The organism is Streptomyces sp. NPDC007157 (assembly GCF_040634235.1).
Lineage (GTDB): Bacteria > Actinomycetota > Actinomycetes > Streptomycetales > Streptomycetaceae > Streptomyces.
Genome location: NZ_JBEYFE010000002.1, coordinates 481,223 through 504,221, shown reverse-complemented (window position 1 = coordinate 504,221; position 22,999 = coordinate 481,223). Strand labels below are relative to the sequence as shown.

General features: G+C 65.1%; 30 protein-coding genes. 5 read left to right on the top strand and 25 right to left on the bottom strand.

Annotated features, from left to right (window positions below):
- Window positions 1–125 precede the first annotated feature (125 nt).
- From ABZ642_RS05250 to ABZ642_RS05240, 3 genes are all read right to left on the bottom strand, one after another.
- Complete coding sequence (locus tag ABZ642_RS05250; protein ID WP_360477311.1) at window positions 126–854, bottom strand: adenylate/guanylate cyclase domain-containing protein; 729 nt, start codon at window positions 852–854, stop codon at window positions 126–128.
- A 16-nt stretch (window positions 855–870) separates the two neighbouring features.
- On the bottom strand, window positions 871–1,335 hold the full coding sequence (locus ABZ642_RS05245; protein WP_360477308.1) for a Pycsar system effector family protein: 465 nt from the start codon (window positions 1,333–1,335) through the stop codon (window positions 871–873).
- A 121-nt stretch (window positions 1,336–1,456) separates the two neighbouring features.
- Window positions 1,457–2,182, bottom strand: a complete 726-nt coding sequence (locus ABZ642_RS05240) for an adenylate/guanylate cyclase domain-containing protein (RefSeq protein ID WP_360477305.1) — start codon at window positions 2,180–2,182, stop codon at window positions 1,457–1,459.
- A 706-nt stretch (window positions 2,183–2,888) separates the two neighbouring features.
- On the opposite strand from ABZ642_RS05240, the gene ABZ642_RS05235 reads away from it, so the two are divergent.
- Window positions 2,889–3,209: a hypothetical protein gene (locus tag ABZ642_RS05235; protein ID WP_360477303.1), complete on the top strand. Its 321-nt coding sequence runs from the start codon at window positions 2,889–2,891 to the stop codon at window positions 3,207–3,209.
- Between the two features lie 140 nt (window positions 3,210–3,349).
- On the opposite strand, the gene ABZ642_RS05230 is transcribed toward ABZ642_RS05235, so the two are convergent.
- Complete coding sequence (locus ABZ642_RS05230) at window positions 3,350–3,976, bottom strand: DUF6000 family protein (protein ID WP_360477300.1); 627 nt, start codon at window positions 3,974–3,976, stop codon at window positions 3,350–3,352.
- Between the two features lie 300 nt (window positions 3,977–4,276).
- Between ABZ642_RS05230 and ABZ642_RS05225 the strand changes: the two genes are divergently transcribed.
- Window positions 4,277–4,678 carry a hypothetical protein gene (locus ABZ642_RS05225; RefSeq protein WP_360477297.1) on the top strand — a complete coding sequence of 134 codons (402 nt, stop codon included), beginning with the start codon at window positions 4,277–4,279 and terminating at the stop codon, window positions 4,676–4,678.
- Window positions 4,679–5,104: 426 nt separating this feature from the next.
- On the opposite strand, the gene ABZ642_RS05220 is transcribed toward ABZ642_RS05225, so the two are convergent.
- From ABZ642_RS05220 to ABZ642_RS05210, 3 genes are read right to left on the bottom strand one after another with little or no spacing between them, the layout of a single operon-like run.
- Window positions 5,105–5,434, bottom strand: coding sequence for a hypothetical protein (locus ABZ642_RS05220; RefSeq protein WP_360477294.1), 330 nt, complete (start codon window positions 5,432–5,434; stop codon window positions 5,105–5,107).
- 3 nt (window positions 5,435–5,437) lie between these two features.
- Window positions 5,438–5,752, bottom strand: a complete 315-nt coding sequence (locus tag ABZ642_RS05215; RefSeq protein ID WP_360477291.1) for a hypothetical protein — start codon at window positions 5,750–5,752, stop codon at window positions 5,438–5,440.
- Window positions 5,739–6,302: a bifunctional DNA primase/polymerase gene (locus tag ABZ642_RS05210; protein WP_360477288.1), complete on the bottom strand. Its 564-nt coding sequence runs from the start codon at window positions 6,300–6,302 to the stop codon at window positions 5,739–5,741. The genes ABZ642_RS05215 and ABZ642_RS05210 overlap by 14 nt, the downstream gene beginning before the upstream one ends.
- Window positions 6,303–6,706: 404 nt before the next feature.
- Between ABZ642_RS05210 and ABZ642_RS05205 the strand changes: the two genes are divergently transcribed.
- Window positions 6,707–7,954, top strand: coding sequence for a hypothetical protein (locus ABZ642_RS05205; protein WP_360477285.1), 1,248 nt, complete (start codon window positions 6,707–6,709; stop codon window positions 7,952–7,954).
- Window positions 7,955–7,973: 19 nt separating this feature from the next.
- On the opposite strand, the gene ABZ642_RS05200 is transcribed toward ABZ642_RS05205, so the two are convergent.
- The 17 genes from ABZ642_RS05200 to ABZ642_RS05120 all read right to left on the bottom strand — a co-directional run bounded on the left by ABZ642_RS05200 (window position 7,974) and on the right by ABZ642_RS05120 (window position 19,156).
- Window positions 7,974–8,903, bottom strand: a complete 930-nt coding sequence (locus tag ABZ642_RS05200; RefSeq protein ID WP_360477282.1) for an aminoglycoside phosphotransferase family protein — start codon at window positions 8,901–8,903, stop codon at window positions 7,974–7,976.
- 397 nt (window positions 8,904–9,300) lie between these two features.
- Complete coding sequence (locus ABZ642_RS05195; protein WP_360477279.1) at window positions 9,301–9,723, bottom strand: hypothetical protein; 423 nt, start codon at window positions 9,721–9,723, stop codon at window positions 9,301–9,303.
- A gap of 134 nt (window positions 9,724–9,857) precedes the next feature.
- The gene (locus ABZ642_RS05190; protein WP_360477276.1) at window positions 9,858–10,718 is read right to left on the bottom strand and encodes a nuclease-related domain-containing protein; all 861 of its coding nucleotides are present in this window, start codon (window positions 10,716–10,718) and stop codon (window positions 9,858–9,860) included.
- Window positions 10,719–10,827: 109 nt separating this feature from the next.
- Window positions 10,828–12,201, bottom strand: a complete 1,374-nt coding sequence (locus ABZ642_RS05185; protein ID WP_360477273.1) for a site-specific integrase — start codon at window positions 12,199–12,201, stop codon at window positions 10,828–10,830.
- Entirely contained in the window at window positions 12,198–12,368 is a 171-nt protein-coding gene (locus tag ABZ642_RS05180; RefSeq protein ID WP_190172842.1) for a helix-turn-helix domain-containing protein, read from the bottom strand. The genes ABZ642_RS05185 and ABZ642_RS05180 overlap by 4 nt, the downstream gene beginning before the upstream one ends.
- 16 nt (window positions 12,369–12,384) lie before the next feature.
- Window positions 12,385–13,746 (bottom strand): replication initiator protein RepSA, encoded by a 1,362-nt coding sequence (repSA, locus tag ABZ642_RS05175; RefSeq protein WP_360477628.1) that lies wholly within the window; start codon window positions 13,744–13,746, stop codon window positions 12,385–12,387.
- Window positions 13,747–13,748: 2 nt separating this feature from the next.
- Window positions 13,749–13,952 carry a hypothetical protein gene (locus tag ABZ642_RS05170; protein ID WP_360477270.1) on the bottom strand — a complete coding sequence of 68 codons (204 nt, stop codon included), beginning with the start codon at window positions 13,950–13,952 and terminating at the stop codon, window positions 13,749–13,751.
- Window positions 13,952–14,137: a hypothetical protein gene (locus tag ABZ642_RS05165; RefSeq protein WP_360477267.1), complete on the bottom strand. Its 186-nt coding sequence runs from the start codon at window positions 14,135–14,137 to the stop codon at window positions 13,952–13,954. Before ABZ642_RS05165 ends, ABZ642_RS05170 begins: the two co-directional genes overlap by 1 nt.
- 90 nt (window positions 14,138–14,227) lie before the next feature.
- Window positions 14,228–14,785, bottom strand: coding sequence for a GGDEF domain-containing protein (locus ABZ642_RS05160; protein ID WP_360477264.1), 558 nt, complete (start codon window positions 14,783–14,785; stop codon window positions 14,228–14,230).
- Window positions 14,786–14,874: 89 nt separating this feature from the next.
- Window positions 14,875–15,183 (bottom strand): SpdD-like protein, encoded by a 309-nt coding sequence (locus tag ABZ642_RS05155; protein WP_360477261.1) that lies wholly within the window; start codon window positions 15,181–15,183, stop codon window positions 14,875–14,877.
- A gap of 23 nt (window positions 15,184–15,206) precedes the next feature.
- Window positions 15,207–15,362, bottom strand: coding sequence for a hypothetical protein (locus tag ABZ642_RS05150; RefSeq protein WP_190034180.1), 156 nt, complete (start codon window positions 15,360–15,362; stop codon window positions 15,207–15,209).
- Window positions 15,363–15,372: 10 nt separating this feature from the next.
- Complete coding sequence (locus ABZ642_RS05145) at window positions 15,373–15,564, bottom strand: mobile element transfer protein (protein ID WP_360477258.1); 192 nt, start codon at window positions 15,562–15,564, stop codon at window positions 15,373–15,375.
- Between the two features lie 18 nt (window positions 15,565–15,582).
- The gene (locus ABZ642_RS05140; RefSeq protein ID WP_360477255.1) at window positions 15,583–16,251 is read right to left on the bottom strand and encodes a DUF2637 domain-containing protein; all 669 of its coding nucleotides are present in this window, start codon (window positions 16,249–16,251) and stop codon (window positions 15,583–15,585) included.
- Window positions 16,251–16,442, bottom strand: a complete 192-nt coding sequence (locus ABZ642_RS05135; RefSeq protein ID WP_360477252.1) for a hypothetical protein — start codon at window positions 16,440–16,442, stop codon at window positions 16,251–16,253. Before ABZ642_RS05135 ends, ABZ642_RS05140 begins: the two co-directional genes overlap by 1 nt.
- Before the next feature lie 83 nt (window positions 16,443–16,525).
- The gene (locus ABZ642_RS05130; protein WP_360477250.1) at window positions 16,526–17,881 is read right to left on the bottom strand and encodes an FtsK/SpoIIIE domain-containing protein; all 1,356 of its coding nucleotides are present in this window, start codon (window positions 17,879–17,881) and stop codon (window positions 16,526–16,528) included.
- Between the two features lie 2 nt (window positions 17,882–17,883).
- Complete coding sequence (locus tag ABZ642_RS05125; protein ID WP_360477247.1) at window positions 17,884–18,237, bottom strand: hypothetical protein; 354 nt, start codon at window positions 18,235–18,237, stop codon at window positions 17,884–17,886.
- A gap of 139 nt (window positions 18,238–18,376) precedes the next feature.
- Entirely contained in the window at window positions 18,377–19,156 is a 780-nt protein-coding gene (locus ABZ642_RS05120; RefSeq protein ID WP_360477244.1) for a GntR family transcriptional regulator, read from the bottom strand.
- Window positions 19,157–19,174: 18 nt separating this feature from the next.
- Here ABZ642_RS05120 and ABZ642_RS05115 point away from each other — a divergent pair, with 18 nt between their 5' ends.
- Complete coding sequence (locus ABZ642_RS05115) at window positions 19,175–19,642, top strand: NUDIX domain-containing protein (RefSeq protein ID WP_360477241.1); 468 nt, start codon at window positions 19,175–19,177, stop codon at window positions 19,640–19,642.
- 430 nt (window positions 19,643–20,072) lie between these two features.
- Here ABZ642_RS05115 and ABZ642_RS05110 read toward each other — a convergent pair whose 3' ends face one another.
- Entirely contained in the window at window positions 20,073–21,533 is a 1,461-nt protein-coding gene (locus ABZ642_RS05110) for a hypothetical protein (protein WP_360477238.1), read from the bottom strand.
- A gap of 329 nt (window positions 21,534–21,862) precedes the next feature.
- Here ABZ642_RS05110 and ABZ642_RS05105 point away from each other — a divergent pair, with 329 nt between their 5' ends.
- On the top strand, window positions 21,863–22,918 hold the full coding sequence (locus ABZ642_RS05105; protein WP_360477235.1) for an HNH endonuclease: 1,056 nt from the start codon (window positions 21,863–21,865) through the stop codon (window positions 22,916–22,918).
- Window positions 22,919–22,999: the final 81 nt, after the last annotated feature.

Sequence of the window (22,999 nt, the reverse complement as noted above, 5' to 3'; positions counted from 1 at the left end):
CTGTCTCCGCCCCGCTCCAGCCCGGCCGGCGCCCGTGCCGCGCTCTGAGCAATCAGTCGCCCGATGCCCAGAGAAGGGGTACGTCGCCTCCGGCGTGAGCTCTTGAGTATCGTACATGCGAGAGCTCATTTGCAATTATCCTTGTACCACTGCTCCATTAGCGTGTTAACTACATTGGCAGTGTGGCAGTCGTAATTCCAATTCTTCTCCGTCATCTTTTTATTCTCTTCATTCAGGTTGAACTGGAAGTCTCCATCGAGCATGATGGGAGGTACAAGAAAACCTGAACTTCCTTTAGCGGCGAGCTTGGCGGCTCTATTGACGACATCGCCCATGTAGACGACATCAGAGATCCCACTTCCGCTATAGCCAGCCTTGATCATCAGCGCTCTGCCGTAGGCGGCCCCGATTCCTACTGAAATCGGTTCGCTGTATCCGGCTTTCCCGAGTTTATGGTTGAGCACCTTAACCAGGCTATTGCATTGCGCAATCACGGAGAAGACTTCATCAATATTGCTCTTGTATGGGGTATTGAAGACGGCCCAAACGCCATCCCCCACAATATTAATCTCTCTGGCTTGCTCACTTCCATTCATGATGGCCACCATCTCGGAAATGTATGCCCGGTAAAGTTTGGCCAGCTTGGGTCTCTTGTATTTATCCGGTAGGCTCGACGACTTCCGGATGTCGACGAATACCGCAGAACATTTAGCATAGAAGCCGTTGGTATAGGTAAGCCTGTCCCGGTCGGGAAGTTCGTTCACCTCTTCATAGTTGCCGGATGGCAAAGCCAGGATATCGTCGATGCGTGAAAAGCTAGAGATGTAGTTATAGGTTTTGTGGTTGCTGTCCATTGTTACCTATCCCGTTCTACTTCACGTAGAGAGCTGCTGCCGTGGCCGTGAGTGCAGGAAGGGCGAGAAGCAAGCTCGTCAGTCCGTAATTACCCCAGCGGTATTTGTCGCGTGCGACGTGGGCATTGGCCCAAATCTGAGCCGCAATTTCAGCTACGAGCAGATCACTATCGGCTGTGAGTGCCTTTAGCTGCTCCACATACGTATCGCTTCCCTGTTTTCGGACATGCTTGCGAGCGATGTGGTGGTAGTACAGAGCACTCTTCGGTTCTTCACGCGAACGCAGTCGTGGGCGGAGCGCCATTCCTGCGCACAGGGCAGCCGTAGCTGCAAAGAAGGCACAGGCGACCGTACAGATCAAGGATGGCAGGTTTAGTTTCTTCTCGTCCTTTAGCAGGTTATAAAGAATCGCAGCAACAACTCCGGAAGAGGCGAGAGTGGCCGCCGCCTTTGATTCGGCATGCTTAATCCAGTCGACCACGAGAGACAAGGCTTTCCAGGCCTGATCGGGATTAGATATGAATGAGGGAGCGGCAGGCTTATTGCGGAGCCATCTATCTCTCTTCACCAGCGTCTCCAAAATTCGCGAGATGATTCAGTGTCTAGCTACAGTTCTCTTTATACCAGGCTTCCATTTCTGAATTTACAACGTTTCCGCTCCAACATTGACGTTGGCGGCTCCAATGGAGGAGTGATTTGTTTTTATCGGTCAAATTCTCGTAGAAGACTTCGGAGACCATCAGTGGATCGTCCGCGTAGGTCTTGTTACCGTGTGCAGCAAGCTTGGCGGAATGGTTTACAACGTCTCCCATGTAGACGACATCGTGCAATCCACTCCCGTTATAACCGGCCTTGATCATGAGAGCGCGACCATACGACATGCCAAGGCCTACGGAGATAGCGTCGATGCCTCGGCGCCGTAGCTCATAATTCAACACTTGAATCATAGAGTTAATGGTGTAGGCGATATGGAATACATCGTTAATGTCTCGCTGCTTCGGAGTGTTATAAACGGCCCATGCGCCATCGCCAACAATATTTACTTCTCGACAGAACGGGTCGCTATTCATGATTGCTACAACTTCGCTCACGTATGCGCGGTACAGGCGTGCCAATGTTGGACGTCTATATTTTGACGGGAGCTGCGAGGAGCCGCGAATATCAACAAAGAGAGCGGAGCAATAAGCGTAGAAGCCGTTCGAGTATGTGAGCCTTGCTCGATCGGGAAGCGAGTCTTCTTCGCTGTAATTTATGTCCGCTTGATTTAGAATTCCACGAATTCGAGATGCGCTAGCTATGTGATCGTAGGGCTTGTAGTTACTGTCCATCTCCCCCGCCAACTACTTGTCCCGCTCAATGGTTTAGACCGGTAGATGTAAGTTAGGTTAAGCTAACCTAAAAGACCGGCTAGTCCCATCTTGCGCCTTGAGTCCCGACGCTAGCAGCGCCCACTGACAACCGGCCCTCTAGTTGCGGGAACGCACCAAGGCCCACTCCGGTATCCATCTGGGAGTGCTGTCGTCTTGAACGCGTGAAGACTGGCAAGCAGGAACGTCGGCTCTGCCGGCGCGGATGTGCCAGGAAGGCTCGCTGTAGTTGAGGTCAATCCCGGTAGCGTGGCTGAGGCCAGTTGGGGTGCAGCGAGACACACGCGTGCGTAGTCTGTCGGCCCACCCGCCGTCGTGGCTGACTTTCGTTGGCTGAGGCCCAGGCACTCGTGGGTCAAGCTCCGCCAGGGGATGTGCGAGGTGGAAGGACCGTGCCATTGGCGTGCCAGATCCTGCGGGGAACCACGGGGAACAGCGGGGACATGCCCTGGGGGCGACCGGGACTCCAACACCACTCCGCCGCAGGTCAGCCCAATGTGGCCCCTATCTACGCTTAGCTTCCCAAGCTGATGTTCTCAGCGCGGTCCTCGAACTGGTGTTCCTGCCCTCGCTGTTATGGGGAGATCGTTCAGCGTGGTGTTGTTCTGGCCCGGCCCTGGGGAAGAACTGTGGCGTCCCATCAAAGGTCGGCTGAGGAGATAGGCCCGTGACAAGGCACGACCAAGACCAAGCGCAGACGGCAAAGCTGAAACCCGGCTATGCCCAAAAGGCGCTGAGCCCTCAGCACCTTCTCGACGCCCCTTTACCTGAGCTCCTCGCAGAGCTGGACGTCACATTGGGCGAGTCTTCGATCACCGACCCTAGCTTCACGGGTGCTGCCGTCGTCACTCAAGACCGTGTGATCCTCTCGATGAGACCAGGCCAACCGGACTCGGAGCGCGACGCCGTTGCGCGAGCGCTGTTGGGTCGCGTACTCGACGTGCCGTTGTCGCCGTTGCCTGAGCCGCACCGCATGAGTGAGGTCTGAATCGGTCGACCGCCTGGGCCGTCTCTGGGCCGTCCGAGGCTGCTCGCCGGCAGCCAACGACGACCACCGTCGGCCTCTCAGGCATAGGCGTCCACCTGTCCGACCAGCAAAAAACCCATGCTCTCAACCGTCAGTGTCGGTCAAACCGAGCTACGTGCCGAACAGTGCTTGGCAGCTTCATCAGCGAAAGCGCAGAGCTGACCGATGAACTCTCGATAGCTGTCGGGGGCATCGCGGTCCTTGCTGGGCGGCCCCTCGATCCACTGCTGCCAGAGGCCATTCGGGGCGAGGAACCGGGCCGCGTGGTCAGCACCGAGCTTGGCGTCGAGCAGCAAGAGCGCGCCGAGGGCGGCTGGCTGGTCGTAGTAAAGGTCAGCTTGGGGAAGGTAGTAGTCGAGATAGGCGACCAAGGCGTCTGCGTCGGCAGAAGTGCCGAAGGTGGCCAGCGCCACGCAGTACGCCTGTCCTGCATAGGGCCCTTCGCTGGCGAGCAGGAGTTCGCCAAGGCGCTCCCGGAACTCGGTCCTGCCAGCCACAGCGATGAGCCAGGCCGCTGTCTTGCGCTCGCGCCATCCTCCGTCGAGCAGGGTGCACAGTTCACGAGGGCTGATCTCACCGGCAGCCTTGCCCAGCTTCTTCAGGAACCTGGCTCGGTCGCGTCCACTCATACCTAGAATGACGCCACCGACTTTGAGGTACCGTCGGCCGGGCGTGACGTAGCGCCCTATCAGCCTGAGCCGCTCGTCCTCTTCTTCGGTATGGCGCATGGCAGCATCCTCGTACGGAGGAAGCTGCCAGACCAGCGATCTGGCTGGCCGGACGCCTCAGCCCGGCATGTCCGTCCGTCTCAGTTTCCGTCTCATTCAGCGCCGTTCACCGTCATTCAGGCGAGACCGAAGCTGGTAGCCGCTCCCATGGCCAACCGCCCATGAACGCGGGTGAACGGCCCTGTACACAGGTCCCGAGCCCACCACCACAGTTGGAAAGCGTGCACCAGTGCTGAAGCTGGCGTACTGGCCGCTCGGTGCTCTGCCCCACTGTCAGGCTGGCGCTATACGGTTCGCTCCATGGCTGAGAGACCTACGACGAACTGGCGCAACTGTGTAGCCAAAGAAACCGAGGAGCTTACCGCCGGCACCCTGGACCCTGAGTGCGCCTGCACGGCGGGACTGTTCCCCGAAGAACTGCTCACGTCAACCGATGGTGTCCTCGACAGCTTTGAGAGCGAGCTTCCCGGGCTGGGCGAGGCAGACGACGCACAGGTCTTCGGCGTCGTGGAGCGCGTCGTCCTGGCCCTGAACGCCGTGCACGAAGCCCACAACGAGAGCGCCTACGAAACCGACGAACGCGAGCAACTGTGCCAGTTCATCGACCAATCGCTCACCGAGCACGGCGTCGACATCGTCGCACTGACCGCCCGGCATGGACTCGGCCGCTACCAGATCACGGACAAGTGGCGGAAGTGGTAACGCTGCCCGCTGAGGATTGGCTTCCTGACCCAGCACCGTTCCCGCACCACAGGCGCACCACAGGCGCACCAGATCAAGCGGGGAACAGCGGGGGATCACGGCGAAAGCGGCCAGACCCGACGGGACCGTACCTCGGCCGCTCGCCCAGGTCGGCACCCGGACTGCACCCAAGTGCCCGTAGCTCCCTAGGCTGATGTCCTCTCATGCAGGTCAGCTACGAGCGTCCCAGCCACATCGCGGGCCGGGGCGGTCTGCCGCTTCGTCCGGGCTGCGGCGCTGGGGCGCCGGTCCCGGCCGAGCGGCAGAACGACGGCGCAAGTGGCCCCGTACGTCATCCGCCGGGGGAAGCGGGACGTACGGGGCAAGCCGACCGGTCGCCGGAGCGCTCTCGGACCGCAACCAGCCGGAGTTTCGGAGTTGAAGTGTTCAGGCGGCGGACGGACTTCGTCGGGCAGCCATCGTCCCCTTCCCCGTCGCATCAGCGTGGGTGGCCGTCTCCGCCGTGAGACCCGACAGGATCAGTTCGGCCAGCATCAGCGCTGCCTCGGGACGGATGCTGCCGAGGCGCACCAAGCCGTCGCCCGAGACGTTCACGTCAGCCGCAAGGCCGGGGAAGTCCGACTCCATGCCCAGGGCTGTCAGGTGCTCAGCCAGGGCGCCGGCGCTGCGTCGAGCCTGTGCCCAGCCGCGGACGTAGGGGACGCCGGGCATCAGGTTTTCCGCACGCTTGGCGACTACGCCCCATCGGTCGGTCATGGTTCAGCCCCTTTCCTCACGAGATTCGGTCGTCTCGTCGCCGCTCTCCGCTAGCCGCTGCAAGCCCGAAGCCATCGCCAGCCGTAGCAGTTCCGCCAGTCGCTCCGCGGTGGCCGGCGACACGCGCCCGAGTTCGACCAGGCCGTGCCCGAAGGCATTCAGTTCGGCCCGAAGGTAGGGGAAGTCCTTCTCCAGTCCCGCCCGGATCAGAGCGTCCCGCAGGGCGGTGGTGGCGTTACGCGCGGCGTACCAACCGTCACTGTCCAACGGTGACCAGGTGGCAGCGTCGTGCCGGTCGGTGGCATCATCCTGCCCCATCGATCGAAGCCCCCTCAATCGCGGAGAGGCCGAAGGTGTCCGCGGCCCGGTAGCGCTCGCCGTACCGGTCCACCCGAGCCAGCAGTTCGGCGGAGGCGACGAGCATGGTCGCCAGGGCCACCGGACGGAGCGGGTTGGCCATAGGCCGCCGGGCCGGGGCGCGCAGCCACTCGTAACGGTCCCCGCGCAGGGGAATGGGGCCAGGGACGACGACCGCGGAGCCGCGGCTCAGGTAGCGGTAGGCGGGTGCAGTGCCTTCTTCCCGTCCGAGGTAGTAGAGGAAAGTCTCCTGGCTCCGCGAGCCCAGGAAGAAGCCCACACGTTGTGCCTTGTGATCGAGGACAGTAGGGCCGAACGGCAGGCCGCGGCGGAGCAGTTGGTCGAAGGTCTCCATGCCGACCCGCTGATCCACGGTCACCACGTCGAAGTAGCGGCCGGTCGGCAGCATGTACGGTGCACGGGGGTCATCGATCCAGGTGGCGCGGCACCCCTCCGGATCGTCAGCCGCCGCGGAGAGCCATTCGATGCCCCTCCTGGTCATCCTCTGCACGTCATCTCACCTCGGTCAGACTCAGTTGCGGCCCCGATGCCGCCCTGTGTCCAGACTCGTGGTCGCCACCCTGACCAGGGCAGATGACGAGAGGTGACGGGGGACGACGCGTCACCCGCGCACGCGTCATCCCCCGTCATGTTGCAATCGCTCACGATCTCCGATTACTTGCAGCGCTCAGCGATGAGCAGCGCGTACATTCGGTCGTAGGGTCGAGGAGTCATGTGCCCCAAAAGTTGCGCCAGCGGGGCAATGCGGAGGGAACGGTCACGTCTTCGATGGAGCCGACCAGCGTTCGCTTACGGCAAGCCCGTGTGGTTCGAGGCTGGAGTCAGCCGCGATTGGTACGCGAGCTCCGCCAGGCCGCAACGCGTCGTGGCCACCAGCTCCCGTCAGATGCGAGCGTGAAGCGCCGTATCGCCAGTTGGGAGAACGGGCACAGCGCGCCGGACGACTTCTACGGTCCGTTGCTGTGCGAGGCCTACGACCTCAGTGCCGCCGAACTCGGGCTGAACTACGAAGGCGAGCGGGACACAGGGCTCCTGGACGCCGGCTATCCGGAGAGTCCCGAGGGCGCCATCGAAGCCGTCGGCCAGCTGTGGCGGGCCGACCTCAACCGGTATGAGCCCCTGCTCCAGGCCGAGCCCTCCGAACCTGCCTGGAACGAAGCTTCGCTCCGGTGGTTGGTGGCACCCGAGCCTGCCGTTCCCAGGCAACGGCAGAACGGAATGCGCGTCGGTCTCGGAGACGTGGGTGCTATCAAGACCACCGCCGACATGTTCGCCGAATTAGACGACCGATTCGGTGGCGATCACGCGCGGCACGCAGCCATCCAGTACCTCAGTACCGAAGTGACGCCGCTGCTGCGCGGCCAATACACCGAACAGGTCGGCCGGGCCCTGTTCTCGACCGTCGCGGAGGCAACTCTCCTGGCCGGTTGGATGTCTTACGACGCCTGTCGGCACGGCTTGGCACAGAGGTACTTCCTCCAAGCTCTCCGGTTGGCCCAGGACGCCAATGACCGCCGACTCGCTGGAAGCATTCTGTCGGCCATGAGCCATCAGGCAACGTTTCTCGGCCGGTATACGCAGGCCGCGACGCTCGCCCGTGCTGCTCTCATGGGTATCTCTCCCGTGGCCACTCCCACGCTTCGCGCCCAGTTCCACGCCATGGAGGCACGCGCGCTTGCCCGGACCGGAGACATCCGGGCCTGCGAAGCCGCCCTGAGTGCCGCCACAAAGGCGCTGGAGAGCCGGAACAACGACGACGAGCCCGAGTGGATCAGCTATTTCGACGAGGCCGAGCTTGCCGCAGAAGCCGCCCACTGCTTCCGTGACGTCAACAGCGCCCGGCAAGCCGTCGCCCACGCCGAGAACGCCATGAGTGGCAGCCACGTACGGAGCGACTTCTTCGCGACCATGGTTCTCGCCGACGCCCACCTACGCGCCGGGGACGTCGAGGAGGCCTGTCGCGTGGCACTCGATGCGCTTGACCTGGGCGAACAGCTCAAATCGGCGCGATGCGTCAGCTACCTTGCCGAGTTCCGGCGGAACCTCGCAGTGACCAGCAGCAGTGCGGACGTGCAGACGTTCACCGAGCAGGTCAGGGAGAACAGGCTATGGATCGCCTCGGGCGATCATGTCCTTGTCTGATCCACACATCGCCGCGTCTTCAGAACGGACCCCATTGGTCTCGCCCCTCTCCGGTGCGAAGGGACCGCACCCGCCGACCAAATTCCGCAGCGGCTGAGTCGCTGGTCGTGACCTGGTGGCCGAGCCACGCGACCATCATCAGTTCACGCAGGTCCGCCAAGGTCTCGTACCCGGGCCAGTTCATCACGTCGAAGCCATACCGGTGAACGAACTCCGCGTAGTCCGCCTCTGTGTGCCAGCCATACCGGTCGTAGAACATCGCCGTCTGGATCAGGTCCCACTCGCGCGGGGCGAGAGCGAAGCCGTCCAGGTCGATGAGCACCGCGTGCCCGTCCCGGTGACGGAGGATGTTCCCGATACTGGCGTCACCATGGATCATGCCGAAGGGAAGGACGAAGTCCAGTCGGTCGTAGTCCTTGGCGAGGCGTGCCGCTCGTTCGTCCAGGAACGTCCGGTCCTCTGCCGAGATGCCGTCCAGGCCTTCCAGCGAGGCCGCCAGCTTGGCCAGCGGGTCGAAGTAAGGGAGGCGGAGGGATTCAGGTTCCTCAAGCCAGTGGAGGCGGCGAAGGAGGTCGGCCAGTTCGCCGACCGTCGCGTACTCCTCGCGGTCTTGGACGCTCTCCCAGAAGGTCACCACCAGGCCGCCGACGACCAGCGGTTGCGTGACCGATGCCGGCACGCGCATAGCCGGGAAGTTCTGCGTCTCCAGCCACCGGGCCACACTCACGGCCCGGTCCATGTCCCCAAGGACGGATCGATCACGCGCGATGCGGACGATGACGGGTAACGAGGTGAGCCGATAGACCGCGTTCGAACCGAGCCGCAGCAGCTCGCCACCGCGGGAGTCGAGCCCGGCCGTCGCGCAGGCCTCTTGGAGCACGGACTCCAAGCCCTCCGCCGTGAACTCCGTGCCGCCGCCGTCCGGTCCCCCGCTGCTGCCCGAGATCATGCTTCGACCATACGGGCCGGACGGGCCGCCCGACAGGCCGCCCACGTAATAGGGGCGTAATGACCTTCATCAGCGGAGACCAGGACCGCACCTCCGCCGCAGGTCAGCACCCCAAAAGCGCAACGGCCCCTGATGGCCTCCGGAGCCGTGTGCGCAGGTTCGAATCCTGCCGGGGGCACCCCTTATGAGGTGCCCAAAGACCCCGTCACCAGCGGAAACGCTGAGGCCGGGGTCTTCGCGTATGTGCAGCCAGATGCCGCCCGGAGCGACCGTATGTCGAGGTCTGTGGACGAGGCGTGGACGGGATCTTGGGGCATCACACCAGGTGAGGCCCCCAAATCGACGTACCCCCGGAACAGGTGCGGGGGCCGCATCGCCAGGCGCTACTGATCCCACGCTAGTCGGTGGTGACGCCCCAGTACCCGATGTGCACGGGCCTACCGTCGCGGTAGAGCACTGTGCAATTCCCTTGGCTGCGGCCCGGGAACTCCAACCGCCCGGAGTCGAGAGCCGCGTCCCACTCCTCGTAGGTCGGCCGGCCGTGAGAAGCCCACGCGCGCACCTCGCTATCGGTGAGCGGCCGCATGAACGGACCGTCGTCGCTGTCCTCGGCTTCGATCATGAGAGGGAAGTCCAGCACGGTTCCCGTGCCACCGGTGAAGATGTACTCCTGCCAGTCCGGGTCGCGCCAGAGTTGTTCAACGGACCGCCCCTCGAAGCCGCGGCTGTCCCTCGCCAGCTCGTCTTCCTGGGCCTGCCGGAACGCGGCCACCAGATCACGCTGATACGGGCCCGTGCGGGCCCATTCGTCGCCGCCCATCCGTGTCCCCTCTCCGTTCGACATGCTTGATCGAAAGCGGAGTGTAGGAGACGGCACTGACAGGTCATCTCGCCCAGCCAGGGGTCACCCACAGATCACGCAGGGAGGCCGGCACCTCGCTGGGACGTACCGGCTCATGCCCGGATCCAAGCCTGACGATGGCGAGCGACGCCGTACACACGCTCGACCTGCTCGGCCGTCAGCACCCCGGAAAGCGGCGCCAGCGCCGCTACTTCACGCTCCCTGTACACGCGTACGCTGAGCTGCGTGGCGACCACGTTCAAATCGGTCACACCGACGAAGACGAGCACGGGTTCCACCGGTACAGGAAAGCCGCAATAGTGCTCAAGCGTGCGAGCTACCCGCTTGGCTTCAGCCCGGCTTTTGCGCGCATAGGGCGCCGGCTTTCCGTGATCGACCTTGACTGAGTCGTCGCCGACCCACACAGCCCTTTTTTGGTGCTTCTTCGTATTAATGCTGAATACGCCACCGGGCCCGATCAGCAGGTGATCCACATCCACCTTGTCTGCCAAGGGGATGGAATGCAGGACACGCCAGCCGTGCCGCTCCAACCGGTTCAGTTCGGCTCCCACCCTCCGCTCCCCCGCAAGGCCCTTCCGCCAGGAGTCCCATTCGGCGGGGCGCCGCAGGAGTTGCGAGACGACCCGCTTGATCAGGCCCGGCCCGGATTTATCGAGCAGAGACTCACCGGGACGGTTGGCCGACAGGTCATCGGCCGCCGTCAGGGGCGGCAGCGACGGGGGAACCTCGGCCTCAGCCTGGGGCGTCCCGAGTGTCTTCTGCGGCTGGACCAGTTCGGGGTTGTTCCGTAAGTGGTCTGTCAGGATGGCGATCACGTCGTCGCGATACTCGGCCACCAGGACCGTGATGTCCCCCGTCTTCACATCTGCCCAGCCGACCGCCCTGCCATCAGGCAGGTTCGCGTACAGGCGATCATGTCCGTACCGCTTCCAACGCGTGACCTTCAACTCCACGAGTCCCCCCTCGTCCGCTCTCAGTTCGAAGCGTCGCAACAGGTAGGGCTCATGACGAGAGAGGCCCCGGACAAGTTGCCCGGGGCCTCGGTGGGGTGTGCAGGGTGCCTCACTCGTATTCGCGCAACAGGTCCTCGATACGCCGGTTGGCGACGTCCTGCCGCCCGTCGAGGCACTTCGCATAGCGAGTCAGTAGGACTTCGACACTGTTGCCGGCGCGCTCGGCAACCTCTGTCGGGTCGACCCCCGCGTTGAGCCACGTCGACAAAGCCGAGTGCCGCAGATCGTACGGCCGACTCGCGAGCGGCGAGGCCGCGACGGACGGCGGGAGCGCGATGAGACGGGCCTCCTGCCAAACCCGGTAGTAGGTCGAGGACGGGACGACCGAGCCCTTCTCGCTGAAGAAGAGTCGTCCGTCGTCCGCCGTACCGAAGGTGGCCAGGTGCTCGCGAAGCGCGACCACGAGATGGGGCGGGATCGGCACCCGCCTGACGTCCTCAACCGGCCGGTTCTTCAGACCGCGGTCGTCGTGGGTCTCCCCCGAGTCGGTCCACTGCTTGCCGACCGATGGACGAGTCCGGTGAAGCAGCGCCGATCCCCAGCCCTGTTCGGGGAGGCGAAGGTCCGTCTCGACGAGGCCGATCGCTTCAGCCGGCCGGAGACCGCTGAAGTACATCGCAGCGAAAAGACCCACCAGGCGCCGACCACGGGCCCGCCGGTAGCCGCCCACGTAGGAGACGGCCGCCAGAAGATTCCGAGCCTGCTCGGGGTTCGCGACAACGCGAGGATCGACCTGGTTGGAGACCTTCGGCTTCTGCCAGCGGACGGCCGTGATCGGGTTCTCGCGCAGCTCCCCCAGGTCGACCGCATAGTTGGCAGCGTTGACAAGGGTCCGCCGCTTACGCCGCACGGTTTCGGCCGCCGCGGCCGCGCCGTCGAGCTTGAGTTTCAGTGAGTCCAGCACCGCACGGGCCGTGGCCGGTTCAGCAAGATCGGCGAGCGGCCGCGATGCCTTCGACACCCAGTGGAGGACGTTCCGCACATCGTCCGGGACGTCTCGGTCATCGGGCCCCGGCAGGACGAAGGCCCAGTTGCGAAGCGCCTTGCGGATGGCCTGGTCGGACGGCCGTCCAGCCCGCTCGTCGAGGAGCTCCACGGTCACGCTAGTGAGCGATTCATTGATGCCGTCGCGTGTATTGGGGGCGGCATGTGGCCACTTCATGGCGAGGTATCTGAGGGCGAAGTCATACCAGGAGACGGCCGACTTCTTCTGTTCCATGGACCCTGGAAGCCCGGACGCCTCATCGAATTCCTCGCCATCGCGCATCGCCCGCATGAGCTTCGCGCGATAGTGATCGGCGAGTGCCTTCGTACGGAAGGAGTCGGAGAAGACGTTGCCCGCAACAGACCACCGGACGCCGTATGAGGGCGTTTTCGTATCACGCTTTCGTACGGCCCAGACCTTCACGTCGAGAGACTTCACGCGGCGGCCTCCAGCTGCCGCAGCCACGTGGTGAAGTCACTCCGCCACACCCGGAGCTCCCCGTTGGGCAGCTTGAATGCGGCCGGCCCGTACCCCAACTCACGCCAGCGGTAGAACGTCCGTCGGGACACTCCACCGAGCTCGCTAAGGATCTGCGGGACGGTCATCAGCTCGTCTTTCACATCAGGCTCCTTCCAGAGCGGAGAGTTCTTCGCGGGCGGTTTCGCGGTTGTGGTGGAGGTCGCGGGAGATGGTGGCGGCGAGGGCGGATTCGCCGGGGGTATGGCCGTGGCCGGCGTACTGCCAGTCGGCGAGGACGAGGACGGTGTCCGGCTCGCGATCGTCGAGGCCGAGGGCTTGCCGTTCCTGTGCGGCGCGGAAGTCGGCGCGGGCCTGGCGGAGTTCGCCGAGGGTGGTGGAGTAGCGGCGGGACTTCGAGCTGAAGTGGCCGCGGAAGCCGAGCATGTGAGCCCAAGCCCACAGGCGCCGTTCGGGGTAGAGCGGATCCAGCTGCTTGCAGGCTTCAATGAGGCGGCGGGTGTGGTCGGGGATTTGGTGGCGATCGAGTTCGGCGAGCTCGCCGATGCGGCGGTCGAGGGTGCCGGTGTTCTCGGCGGCTTTGGTGGCGTACTTGGCGACGTAGGAGGCGACGGCCTGTTCGGTGATGTCGGAGCCGTCGCCGAACGCCTTCACGGGGCGGACGTCGAGCTGGGTTCCCCACCGGAAGGTGCGGGCGGGCTGGTCCTTGACGGCCGGGACGGAGACCGAGGTATAGGAGTGCGCGGCAGCAGCTTGGATCGCGTCAGTGAGAAGGCCGACGCTCGCCCAGGACGGCGGCGGGGTATCGGGGCCGTCCGGTCCGTCGAGACGGATCACGGCGTGGAAGTGCAGAGCGCCGCGCTTTTGGAACTCGGCGACCTTGCCGTAGGAGAGCCGGGCCGACTCCTTCAGCTCCCGCTGTGTCAGGCCGGCGCGGGCAGCGAGCTCGCGGCGGAGCCTATTGGTGAAGCGCTGCCAGAGGTCGCCCGCGTGGTTGTTGAACAGGACGGCGCCCGCATAGTCGTAGGTGCACGGGTCGAGTGCCGTGCCGAGTGCGGGGTCGTCGGTGGTGTGGCGGGTGCCGCAGCGGCAGGTTCCTCGGTCGGGGCGGTTGTGGACGGGGCCGAAGGATGGGGCGGTGAGGGTGGCGAAGACCCGCGGGTGATCGCGGACCGTGGAGGGGATGTCGCGGCGGTCGTCGCCCGCCAGACCCGCGCGAATCAGGTGGTAGGTGTCGCCCGCGTACGTCCAAGCGCAGGAGGGGCAGCGGGAGGCCCGGCGGTTGCCGCATGCGACCCGCAGTCGTCCGCCGGGCTCGGATTCGGTCGAGTAGTGGTGCAGGGTCTCGCCGGTGGTCTTGTCCTTGCTGAGGGTCCAGCCGGTGAGGTGGATGGGGTCGGCGCAGCCGCCGGTGCGGCGGATCTGCTCGTGCCAGCGGTCGAAGTCGTCGGCCGAAGCCACCCTCAGCAGGTCGCTGAGAGTGGTCGGATCGAGCTGGGTTGAGATGTTCAACGGCGCCATCCCCGCATTTGAGGGGTGCTGACGTTGCTGCTGGACGCCTCGGTGGAGGAGCGGCTGGGGCGGGTGGCCTTCACGGCCCGGTCCTTGTCGTGCAGCTCGTGCGCCTTGACGACCTTCTTCAAGCGGTCGTAGTCGCCGTCGAGCGCGTCGGGCGGAATGCGGTCGACTCCTCGGCTCCAGTTGCGGGGCATCAGACGCTCACCGCCTGGCGCACGGCGGGGCGGGTGATGGTGCCGGTGCCGTGGCAGGCCGGGCAGTGGACGGTGATGGTGCGCAGATGTCCGCGACGGTCGCGGCCGCCGAGGGCGACGGCGGCGGAGGCGAAGCCGTCGCAGTTGGGGCAGATCCGGGACCGGGCTCGGGCGCGGTGCGTCATGCTGGGAGTTCCTTTCGATTGCGGTTGGAAGGGGCCGGACCGTCCGGGCGGCGGCGATGCTTGGCGGCTTGTGCGTCGCCCGGAGGCCGGTCAAGTGGAGGCGGGGCGTTGCCCACGGCGGGTGGTGCGTCCCTTGGCCGCGTACATGGCGGCGTCGGCAGCGGCCAAGGCGTCGGGGAGCGTTCGAGTCGGTAGGTCGGCCAGACGGCACGAGCCCAACGAGGCAGCCAGCGGCAGGACTTGTCCGGCGTGGAGGAAGGGCCGGTGGAGATCGCGACTCAAGTCCCCCAGCTCGGGCCCGGCGAGGTGATCGATGACTGCGACGAACTCGTCTCCGCCCAGTCGTCCGGCGATTCCGTGCCGACCGCACCAACTGTTGAGGCGGGCTCCGGCCACGGCGAGGGCGGTGTCCCCAGCTGCGTGGCCGTAGGAGTCGTTGAGGGTCTTGAAGCCGTCCAGGTCGACCAGGACGACAAGCGCGTCCGAGTGCCGGCGGATGAACCGGATGGTGCGGGCCGTCCATCCGGCTCGGGTGTGGAGGCCGGTGAGCGGGTCGCGGCGGGCGGCGGCGAGGCGGTGGGCGAGGAGCCCGGAGTGGGTGGCCCAGCCGACTAACGGCAGGACGGCGGCGAGCGCTTGGGTGTCCACGGTTCTCCCTCTTTGGCGGTTGGAAGGGGTGCGTAAGCCGTCCGGACGGCGGCGATGCTTGGCGGCTTGTGACACCGTCCGGAGGCCGGTCAGCGGCGCCTGTTCTCGGAGGCGATCAGCGAGCGGATGACCAGGGCGCAGACAGCGACGGACGCACCCGTGACGGCGACCGCGAGGAGCATGGAGACCAGGACAGCGCCGACGATCAGGACTACGGCCGTCCCTCCGCCGACGAGGGCGATCACGGCGCCGGGGGTGAGCTGGACAGTCGGCTGGGCCGATGTCGACGCCGGCACGGAGGCGGGGGCGGGCTGGATGACAACGGTCGGCTCGACGACGGCGGGCCGGGTGACGTGGCCGGTGGGCTGGGGCATGGCCGGGACCTTGGGGCGGAGCATGGTGGATCTCCCTTCGAGGGCGGCTACTTGACGGCGGTGTCGATGACGGGGGCGAGCAGGCTGTCGGCGAGGAGGTAGCCGCCGAGGAGGAGGACGGCGACGAGCCACCAGGGCGGGCGGATGAGCTTGACGCCGAGCGAGCCGACGACGATCAGGGCGAGCCAGAGCGGAACCTGCACGGGTGTCTCCTCAGCGGGCGGGGCAGTGGTGGGTGCGGGCGGCGAGCTGGGCGGCGGTCTGGCTGGAGTAGTCGGCGGACCAGCCGCAGTGGTCGTTGGTGCACACGGCGGCGTGCTTGGTGTGGCCGTGACGGTCGCGGTGGGTGCCGATCTGCACGGGGCCGATCCGCATCAGGGAATGGAAGTTGTCTCGGGCAGGCATGGCGGTTTTCCCCTCGGGTCAGGCGAGTTGGGCGGCGATGGCGTCGGCGAGCTGGGGCGGGACGCCGAGGCGGGCGCGCAGGGTGTCGGTGTCGATCGGGGATCCGGTGCGGGTGTGGTGGTCGGCGGCGAGCTTGCGGGCGTGGTCGACCAGCGCGGCCGGAACCGGCGGAGGCGGTGAAGCCGGGGTAGCGGGGGCGAGCGCAGGGGTGTCCGCGGGGAGTGGCGCCGATACGGGCGCCGGGTCCGGGGCGGATTCCTGCTCCACCTCTGGCGCCGGAACCGGTGCTGTGGGTGCCGGCCGAACGGGCTCGGGATCCTCGGACGTGTGGGAGTGGGCGAGGAGCGTGCCGCCGAGGAAGGCGAGCGCGGGCCATCCGGCGATGCCAAATCGCAGCCAGGCCGGGGGATGGGCGAGGTCGAGGAACCCGGCGGTGGCTACGTTCGCGCCGAGCGAGGCCACCAGGGCGATGAGGAACCAGCACCAGGCCAGCCGGGACGGGCCGTCGCTGCGAAGCCGACGCCAGGCGGCGACGAGGAGCAGGTCAACGCTGATCGGGTAGGCCCAGGCTTTCCAGCCGTCCTGCCCGGCGGCGTCGGCCAGGTCGTGGAGATGGGCGAAGGACAAGGCACCGGCGATGACGGCCTGGACGAGCACGGCGTCGACGCGGAACGCGGGGCGAGCCATCACGAGCCCTTGGGGTAGTCGGGGTCGTAGCCGGGCGGGAACATGCCGGGCGGCGGCTCGGGAAGCGATGCGGCCAGGCACGGGCCGATGGTGTCGATGAACACGTCGTCGGCACCCGGCATGTCCGCGTACAGGGCCAGTGCGCCGAGCATCAGCACGGTGCGGTGGAAGTCCTCGATGTGCTCACACATGGGAGTCGATCTCCCTTCTTTCAGGCATGGAGGGGGTAGGGACCTGGCGCAAGACGGTCGCGCCGGCCGAGGAGGGGGAGGTGTCAGGCGGTCGCGGGAGCGGCTTTGGCGAGCGGCTCGGAGGCCGGCGCCAGGGAGTCGACGACGGGCCGGAAGGGGGCGAGCGCGGGGACGTCGGGGGTGCGGTCGGCGTACCTGTTGCAGATGTTCACGGCCTGGCGCAGTGACGTGTGGGGTGCGCGGATTCGGGCCCAGCCGCCGGTGGAGTCGCCGGTCACGGCGATGCCGGGGGTCTCGGTGGGGATCTGGATGGCGGCGAGGACGGCGTCCGGGGCGATGTCGCCGAAGGCCATGTTGGCGGAGGATTCGTCGTTGACGCGGTGGGCGGTGCGGCCGGTGAGCTGGGCTCGGAGCATCGTGATGCCCTTGCCGAGTTCGGAGCCGAAGCGCTGCCCGCAGATCTCCAGATAGATGCCGGCGGCTCGGCCGAGCTGGGCGAGCCGGACCAGGGCGGTGATGATCCGGTCCCGGCGCCTCTCCTCGTCCTTGGACGCGAACAGGGCCAGTTCGGCGACCTCGTCCACCAGGATCACGATCGGCGTCGGCCGCAGGTGGTCGGGGAGATCCCAGATGTCGGATGCGATCTCCGCGTCGGGGACGTTCACCGTGATCCGCTGCTCAGCCCGGATCAGTTGGTAGACGTCTCCCATGTGTGTGACGAGGGCTTCGAGGAGGTCAAGGGCGGCGTCTGGGTTGTCGGCGAGCGCGGAGAACCGGCGGGCCAGTGGGAAGAGTTCGACCCCCTGCTTGCAGTCGATGCCGACCAGCGCGACATCCATCGGGGCGAGCCCGGCGACCAGGTTGCGCTGGTAGACGGACTTCCCGGACTCCGTGGCCCCCAGGGTCAGACCGTGCGGCACGGCCCGGTAGTCCCGGTAATGCACGGCCCCGTCCTCGCGCAGGGCGACCGGGACGCGCATCGGAGCCGGATCGGTCTTCGTGGGCATGTGGACCCGCTTGAGGACGTCATAGCCCGTCATCCGCACCTCGACCACACCCGAGCGCAGCTCACGGGAGGTCACGCCGTACATGGCGAAGGAGTGGCGAAGGCGGTCCGTAGCGGCTGAGACGTCGAACGCGTCCTGACCGGGGCGGAGTTTGAGGCGAAGGACCAGGCCGGTCCGAGTGGGGCGCAGACGCAGTATTCGCGGGGCGCGGGACTCCGGGGCGGGACGGTTGGCGATGCGTGCGAGGGCCAGGCGCCAGCGCGAGGGCGGGACAGTCAGCCTGCACGCGTCCATCACCGACGTGTAGTTGACCAGCACCCGCCCGATGGCGAAGGCAGCACCGAAGGCCAGCCAGTACCAGGCGGGGCGCCGCCACCGCAGAAGTCCTGCGGCAGCAACGACCAGCACCAGCCCGACCGTTAACACCTTCATGATCAGGCCGCCTTGGGCGCCGAGCTAGCGGCGGCGAGCGAGGTGACGGCGACCGCGCGGAAGGCGATCCCGTGCCGCTTCTGCCCGTTGAACTCGTTCTCCCACGCCGAGGCGACCAGGCCCGTGAGCGCGACCGGGGTCCCCATGGCCAGGTCCTCGGAGACGCCCGGCGCCGGAACGGTGAGCTTGAGGATCTCCACCTCGTCCGGCGTGGAGAACATGACCTCCACCGTCATCAGCGTGACGCCGTCCTTGTCGAGGGCAATCTCACCCGTTCGGCGGTCCTTGACCTTCGGCTGCGGAGCCTTGGCGACCATCACGGTCGCGTTCGTGGTGTCGACGGGAATCTGACGCACAGCGATTCACTCCTCTATAGAGGCTGGACTCCGTCACTCATGTATATGAGTGGCATGAAGAAGAGTGCATGACTCCTGTACATGAGTCAACCCGCCGCGAAGAAGAACTCGCGACGGGCTGAGGGAAGTTGAGGAAGCGTCAGTCGACCGCCGGGATCCGATACTCGAAAACGAACTGGTCAGCGGCCATGAGCGTGTCGCAGACCTCGACCACGCGACCCTCGGTCGTACGCGCCTCACGGATTAGATGGATCACCGGGGCGCCGGGGCTGAGCGCCAGCTCCGAGGACTCCGCCTTGGAGGCCGGCCGCCCTTGCAGGGTCTCAACGAACTCCTCGAACTCGTGCCCGTGGTCTTCGAGTCGGGCGTAGATGCCGCCACCGCCGGGGTTCTCGGCGAACAGCTCTGGGATGTCCTTCACGACGTCCCACGGGAGGTACGACGTCGCCGTCTCGACGGGCGTGCCGTTGCGGAAGTAGAGGCGCCGCCGGGCGAGCACCTGAGTACCGGTGGGGATGCCCAACCGCTCCGCGGCATCCTCCGGGGCCTCCATCGGGCCGATGTAGAGGACGCTCACCTTGGCCGTGGCACCGGACTGAGCGGACTCGGCAAGGTAGGCAGCCTTCCCGCCCTGCCGAAGTGAGCGCCGGAAGCGGTCGGAGGATCGATGACGCACGGGCGGCCGATCCTTCACGATCGAGCCCTTGCCGTGCCGTGTCTCGACCAGCCCGCTCGCACGCACCTCGACCATGGCCTTACGGATCGTGCCGCCCGAAACGCCGTAGCGGTCGACCAGCTCGGACTCGCTGGGCACCATGTCGCCTGGTGCCAGGACGCCGGCCCGGATCTGCTGCACGATCTCGTCGGCGATCTGTACGTAGCGAGGTACGGACCGCTCACCTCCTACTGCTGTTCCCATAGTCCTTCTCTTCCTCCTATGCTCCTGCACATGAGTAACAGTGCCCAGGAAGGCGAGTCAACGCCGCTCCACTCCGTGTCTGTAGCCGGTGTGGTGATCGGGGAGGACGGCCGACTTCTGGCGATCCGCCGCGCGGACAACGGCACTTGGGAACTTCCCGGCGGTGTACTCGAACTCAACGAGACCCCCGAGGCCGGCGTAGCCCGCGAGGTCCTGGAGGAGACGGGCATCCACGTCGAGGTGGACCAGCTCACCGGGGTCTACAAGAACACCACCCGGGGCATCGTCGCCCTGGTCTTCCGCTGCAAGCCCTCAGGTGGCACCGAGCGCACGTCCAGCGAATCGACCGCGGTCGACTGGCTCACGCCCGAAGAGGTCAGCGAGCGCATGACCGAGGTCTTCGCGATCCGGCTCCTGGACGCCTTGGACGGCAACGGCCCCCACGTGCGGAGCCACGACGGCAAGAGCCTCATCGCAGCGCGGTAGAACTTTCCCTACTTCATCAAGTCGGCTGCGCTCCGCTCCGCCGGGCGCGCTCCCGGCTCCGCTGCGCGCTGCGCTCCTGCCTTCGGCCCGCTCTGCGCGCGCTGCGCCGACGCGCGCCCACGTGATCAACGCCGGGTCGTGAGTCGATCACTGTAAAGGGCAGCACGGTCAGAGCCAGCCTCCGGCGGGGGCGCTCAGGCTCCGAGATGGCGGGGGCGCCGTTCGCGAGTGACGGCGAGCGGGTGGCTTGCGCTGGGTGTTCCCATCCCGTCTGCCATCGACCCAGGCAGAGCCGAGCAGACGCGGCCCATGGCGTCCAGGTCGTTCGTACAGTGGCGCGCTCCACCTGGACGCCATGAACCACGCCCGCTCCACGGTGTGTGGGCCGACGGCAGACGGGATGGGAACTGGGGGGAGTGGCGGGTGAACGTTAGACAGTGGATGCCGACGGCTTGTTGTCATTCCGCGCGTCAATTACTACCACTGCTTCTTCAGTCTGCAAGCCCAGCTCCTTAAGTACGCGATCCACCTTCCTTTGATCTCGGGCGGTGTAGCAGAGGATCACCTTGACCGACTGGCGAGTACCGTTTGCGCGTTCGTAAATCTCCACCTGGTTTTCCAGGTTGCGCTTGAGCTTACTGTTTGACGCCAGCTTGAATTCGATCAGGGACTTGTCTCCCGAGCCGAAGGAGACCTTAAAGTCTACTGGGCCTCGCCCATTATTCGGCTCACGGTTCACGTCAAAGTCAGAGTTGCACCAGATGAGCCCGAAGAACAGCTGGACTTCCGACTCTTGCGAGAATGGGACGCCTGCGCGATTAATTACACGATATCCGTCCTGGTTCTCAACGTAGTCCTTGAAGCAAAGGACCCTCGCGAGAGCTTCTTCGTAGCTTGTCCAGGGCTTCTGATAGAACTCGCTCTTTGCGTCGATGTCAGGAATGGCGAGTTGCACTTGCTCGACGAGCACCCTGTGGGTGTCTTCGGCCCTCGCGGAGCTTACATGCTGGGCCTCATCTCTACGCTTCTCCTTGGCCCCGATGTATAGGTCAATCAACTCTGGGAATGCGCGAATAATCCTGTCGACTGCCTCACTTCGTGCCTTGGATGTACGAGCCCTGTCGAACTCTTTCCTAAAGTAGTTATTGACCAGTGCGCGTTGAGTGGCGTCCTCGACTGCTGCCGGGAGGCTAGAGAAACTTCGGATCATGTCGTCACGACTGATCCACGTATCATCACGAGTGAGCATGTCTACCGGTGTTAGCAGGACAAAGTCGTCTCGCAGAGCCGGCAAGTAGTACTTGCGGGTTTGCCAGGATTCAGTACGGTAGTCGAAAGCTGCACGCGCTACCGAGAATTCGCGGCATTGGTGCGCCTCGAGATGGGCCTTGGCGAACCCCTCAGTATACTTAAGCAAGTAGTGTTTGATCAGGTTCGTCGCGAAGTCGCTAACGCAGTCTCTGCCTACTCCCGGACCAATCAGTGAAAGCTTCTCCAGGTGGGTGCCTACATTCGAGCTCTCGTCTCCCATGTTGGAGAGAATGTCGGACAGTGCAGAGTTGAGCGATGCAGCAAACTTCGCCCCGAGTGCGTGACCTCCATTACCTAGCACCGTGAAGCCGAGCCAATTTTGCTTGACTTCCTTGAAGTGGTACCAATTCTTAATAAGGCCGGGATCCAGATCTGCCCTGGCTTTCGACCGGAGGAATTGGAGGTAAATCACGATTGAATCATGCAGCGCCTTATACTCCTCTCTCTCGCTGGCGAACAGCAGGAAAGGGTCGATGAATAGGGGCAAGTCGGAAACGATGCTTATATCGAAAGCGCCGTACGCATCAAGGGTTTCACGGCTCACGCCGAAGTATTCCGAGAAGTAGATGTTCGACTGCATTTTTCCCCCGCAGGTTTGTTGCCGCTTCTCCCGAGGGGCAGTGTAAGGCAGCAGGAGTCAAGATGAAATAGAATCTCCCGAATCGCAGATCTTGCCGAACGGCGCCCGCCAGTACCTGATGCCGTTGAGTTAGTGAACAGGACAGTGCGAAGTGAGCCTGGGCACCGGTTGGTGGCTGACCCAGTGGGCTCAGGCGCCGACTTCGCGTGCCGGCCGCCGTGGCCACCGATGGGGGATCGTGACGAACGGCCACGACGACAGCCCACCAACGAGGTGTGGGGTCAACAGACTTGGAGCTGCGCAATCAGTCTCGCACGTAGCCTTGCAGGATGCGCAAAGGTGCGATCACACGTGATGCCGTCCTCAAGGCCATCGCTGAGTACGACGAGCTAGGCCGAGCGCGGTTCCTGGCCAAGTACCGCTTCAGCGAAGCCCGCTCGTACCTCCTCCTGCACGAGGGACGGGAGTACGACTCAAAGGCCATTGCGGGGGTGGCGCACAGGTGGGATCAGGGACGTGCGCTGCTGCCAGAAGAATTCAGCGGCGGGAAGGAGCACGCCGCGGCCTGGCTCAAGCGAGCCGGGTTCGAGGTCAGGGCCGTGAAGAACCCCGACTGGACACGCGATGAGATCATCCTGGCCTGTCACCTCGTGATGACCAACGGGTGGAAGGGCCTGGAGGCCAACGACCCGCACGTCATCGACCTGTCCGGTCTCCTGCATCTCATGCCGATCCATGCTGAGGCCGACCGCAACGAGAAGTTCCGCAACCCCAACGGGGTGGCCCGCAAGACGTTCGACATCGCCACGCGTCACCCGGACTACCGGGGCAAGCCCACCAACGGCGGCGCCCTCGATGTTGAGGTGCTGCACGAGTTCCTGGCCCGGCCGGCTGAGATGAGCGAGACAGCCCGGCTCATCCGGCAGGGCATCACTACGGGGGATCTCCAGGCGCTAGCGCTGGAAGACGAGGGGGACCTGGACGACTACAGCGCGCCCGAAGGCCGGTTGCTGATGAGCCGACACAGGCGCCGGGAGCGGAACAAGGGCCTACGGAAGAAGAAAATCGCCGCGGTGCTCAGGCAAGGCGGAACGCTCGCGTGCGAGGCATGCGGCTTCGACTTCGAAGAGGTCTACGGCGACCGCGGCAGCGGCTACATCGAGTGCCACCACGTTGTACCCCTGCATGAGGCTGGCGAAGGCCGAACCAAGCTCAGCGACCTCGCACTCATCTGCGCGAACTGCCACCGCATGATCCACCGCTGCGCTCCCTGGCCGACTCCGAAGGAACTGCGGCACCTCATCCAGACCCGCCGGGGCACAGTCACTCGCGTCCCCGACCAGCAAAGCGCGAAGGCCACCCACCATGCCGCGGACGGGGAATGACTGCCTTAACCGTGTCCAACAACGGGCCTCCGAAGCGCGCCCAACACAAGGTCCAGATTGCCACTTCAGCTTCTGGCATTT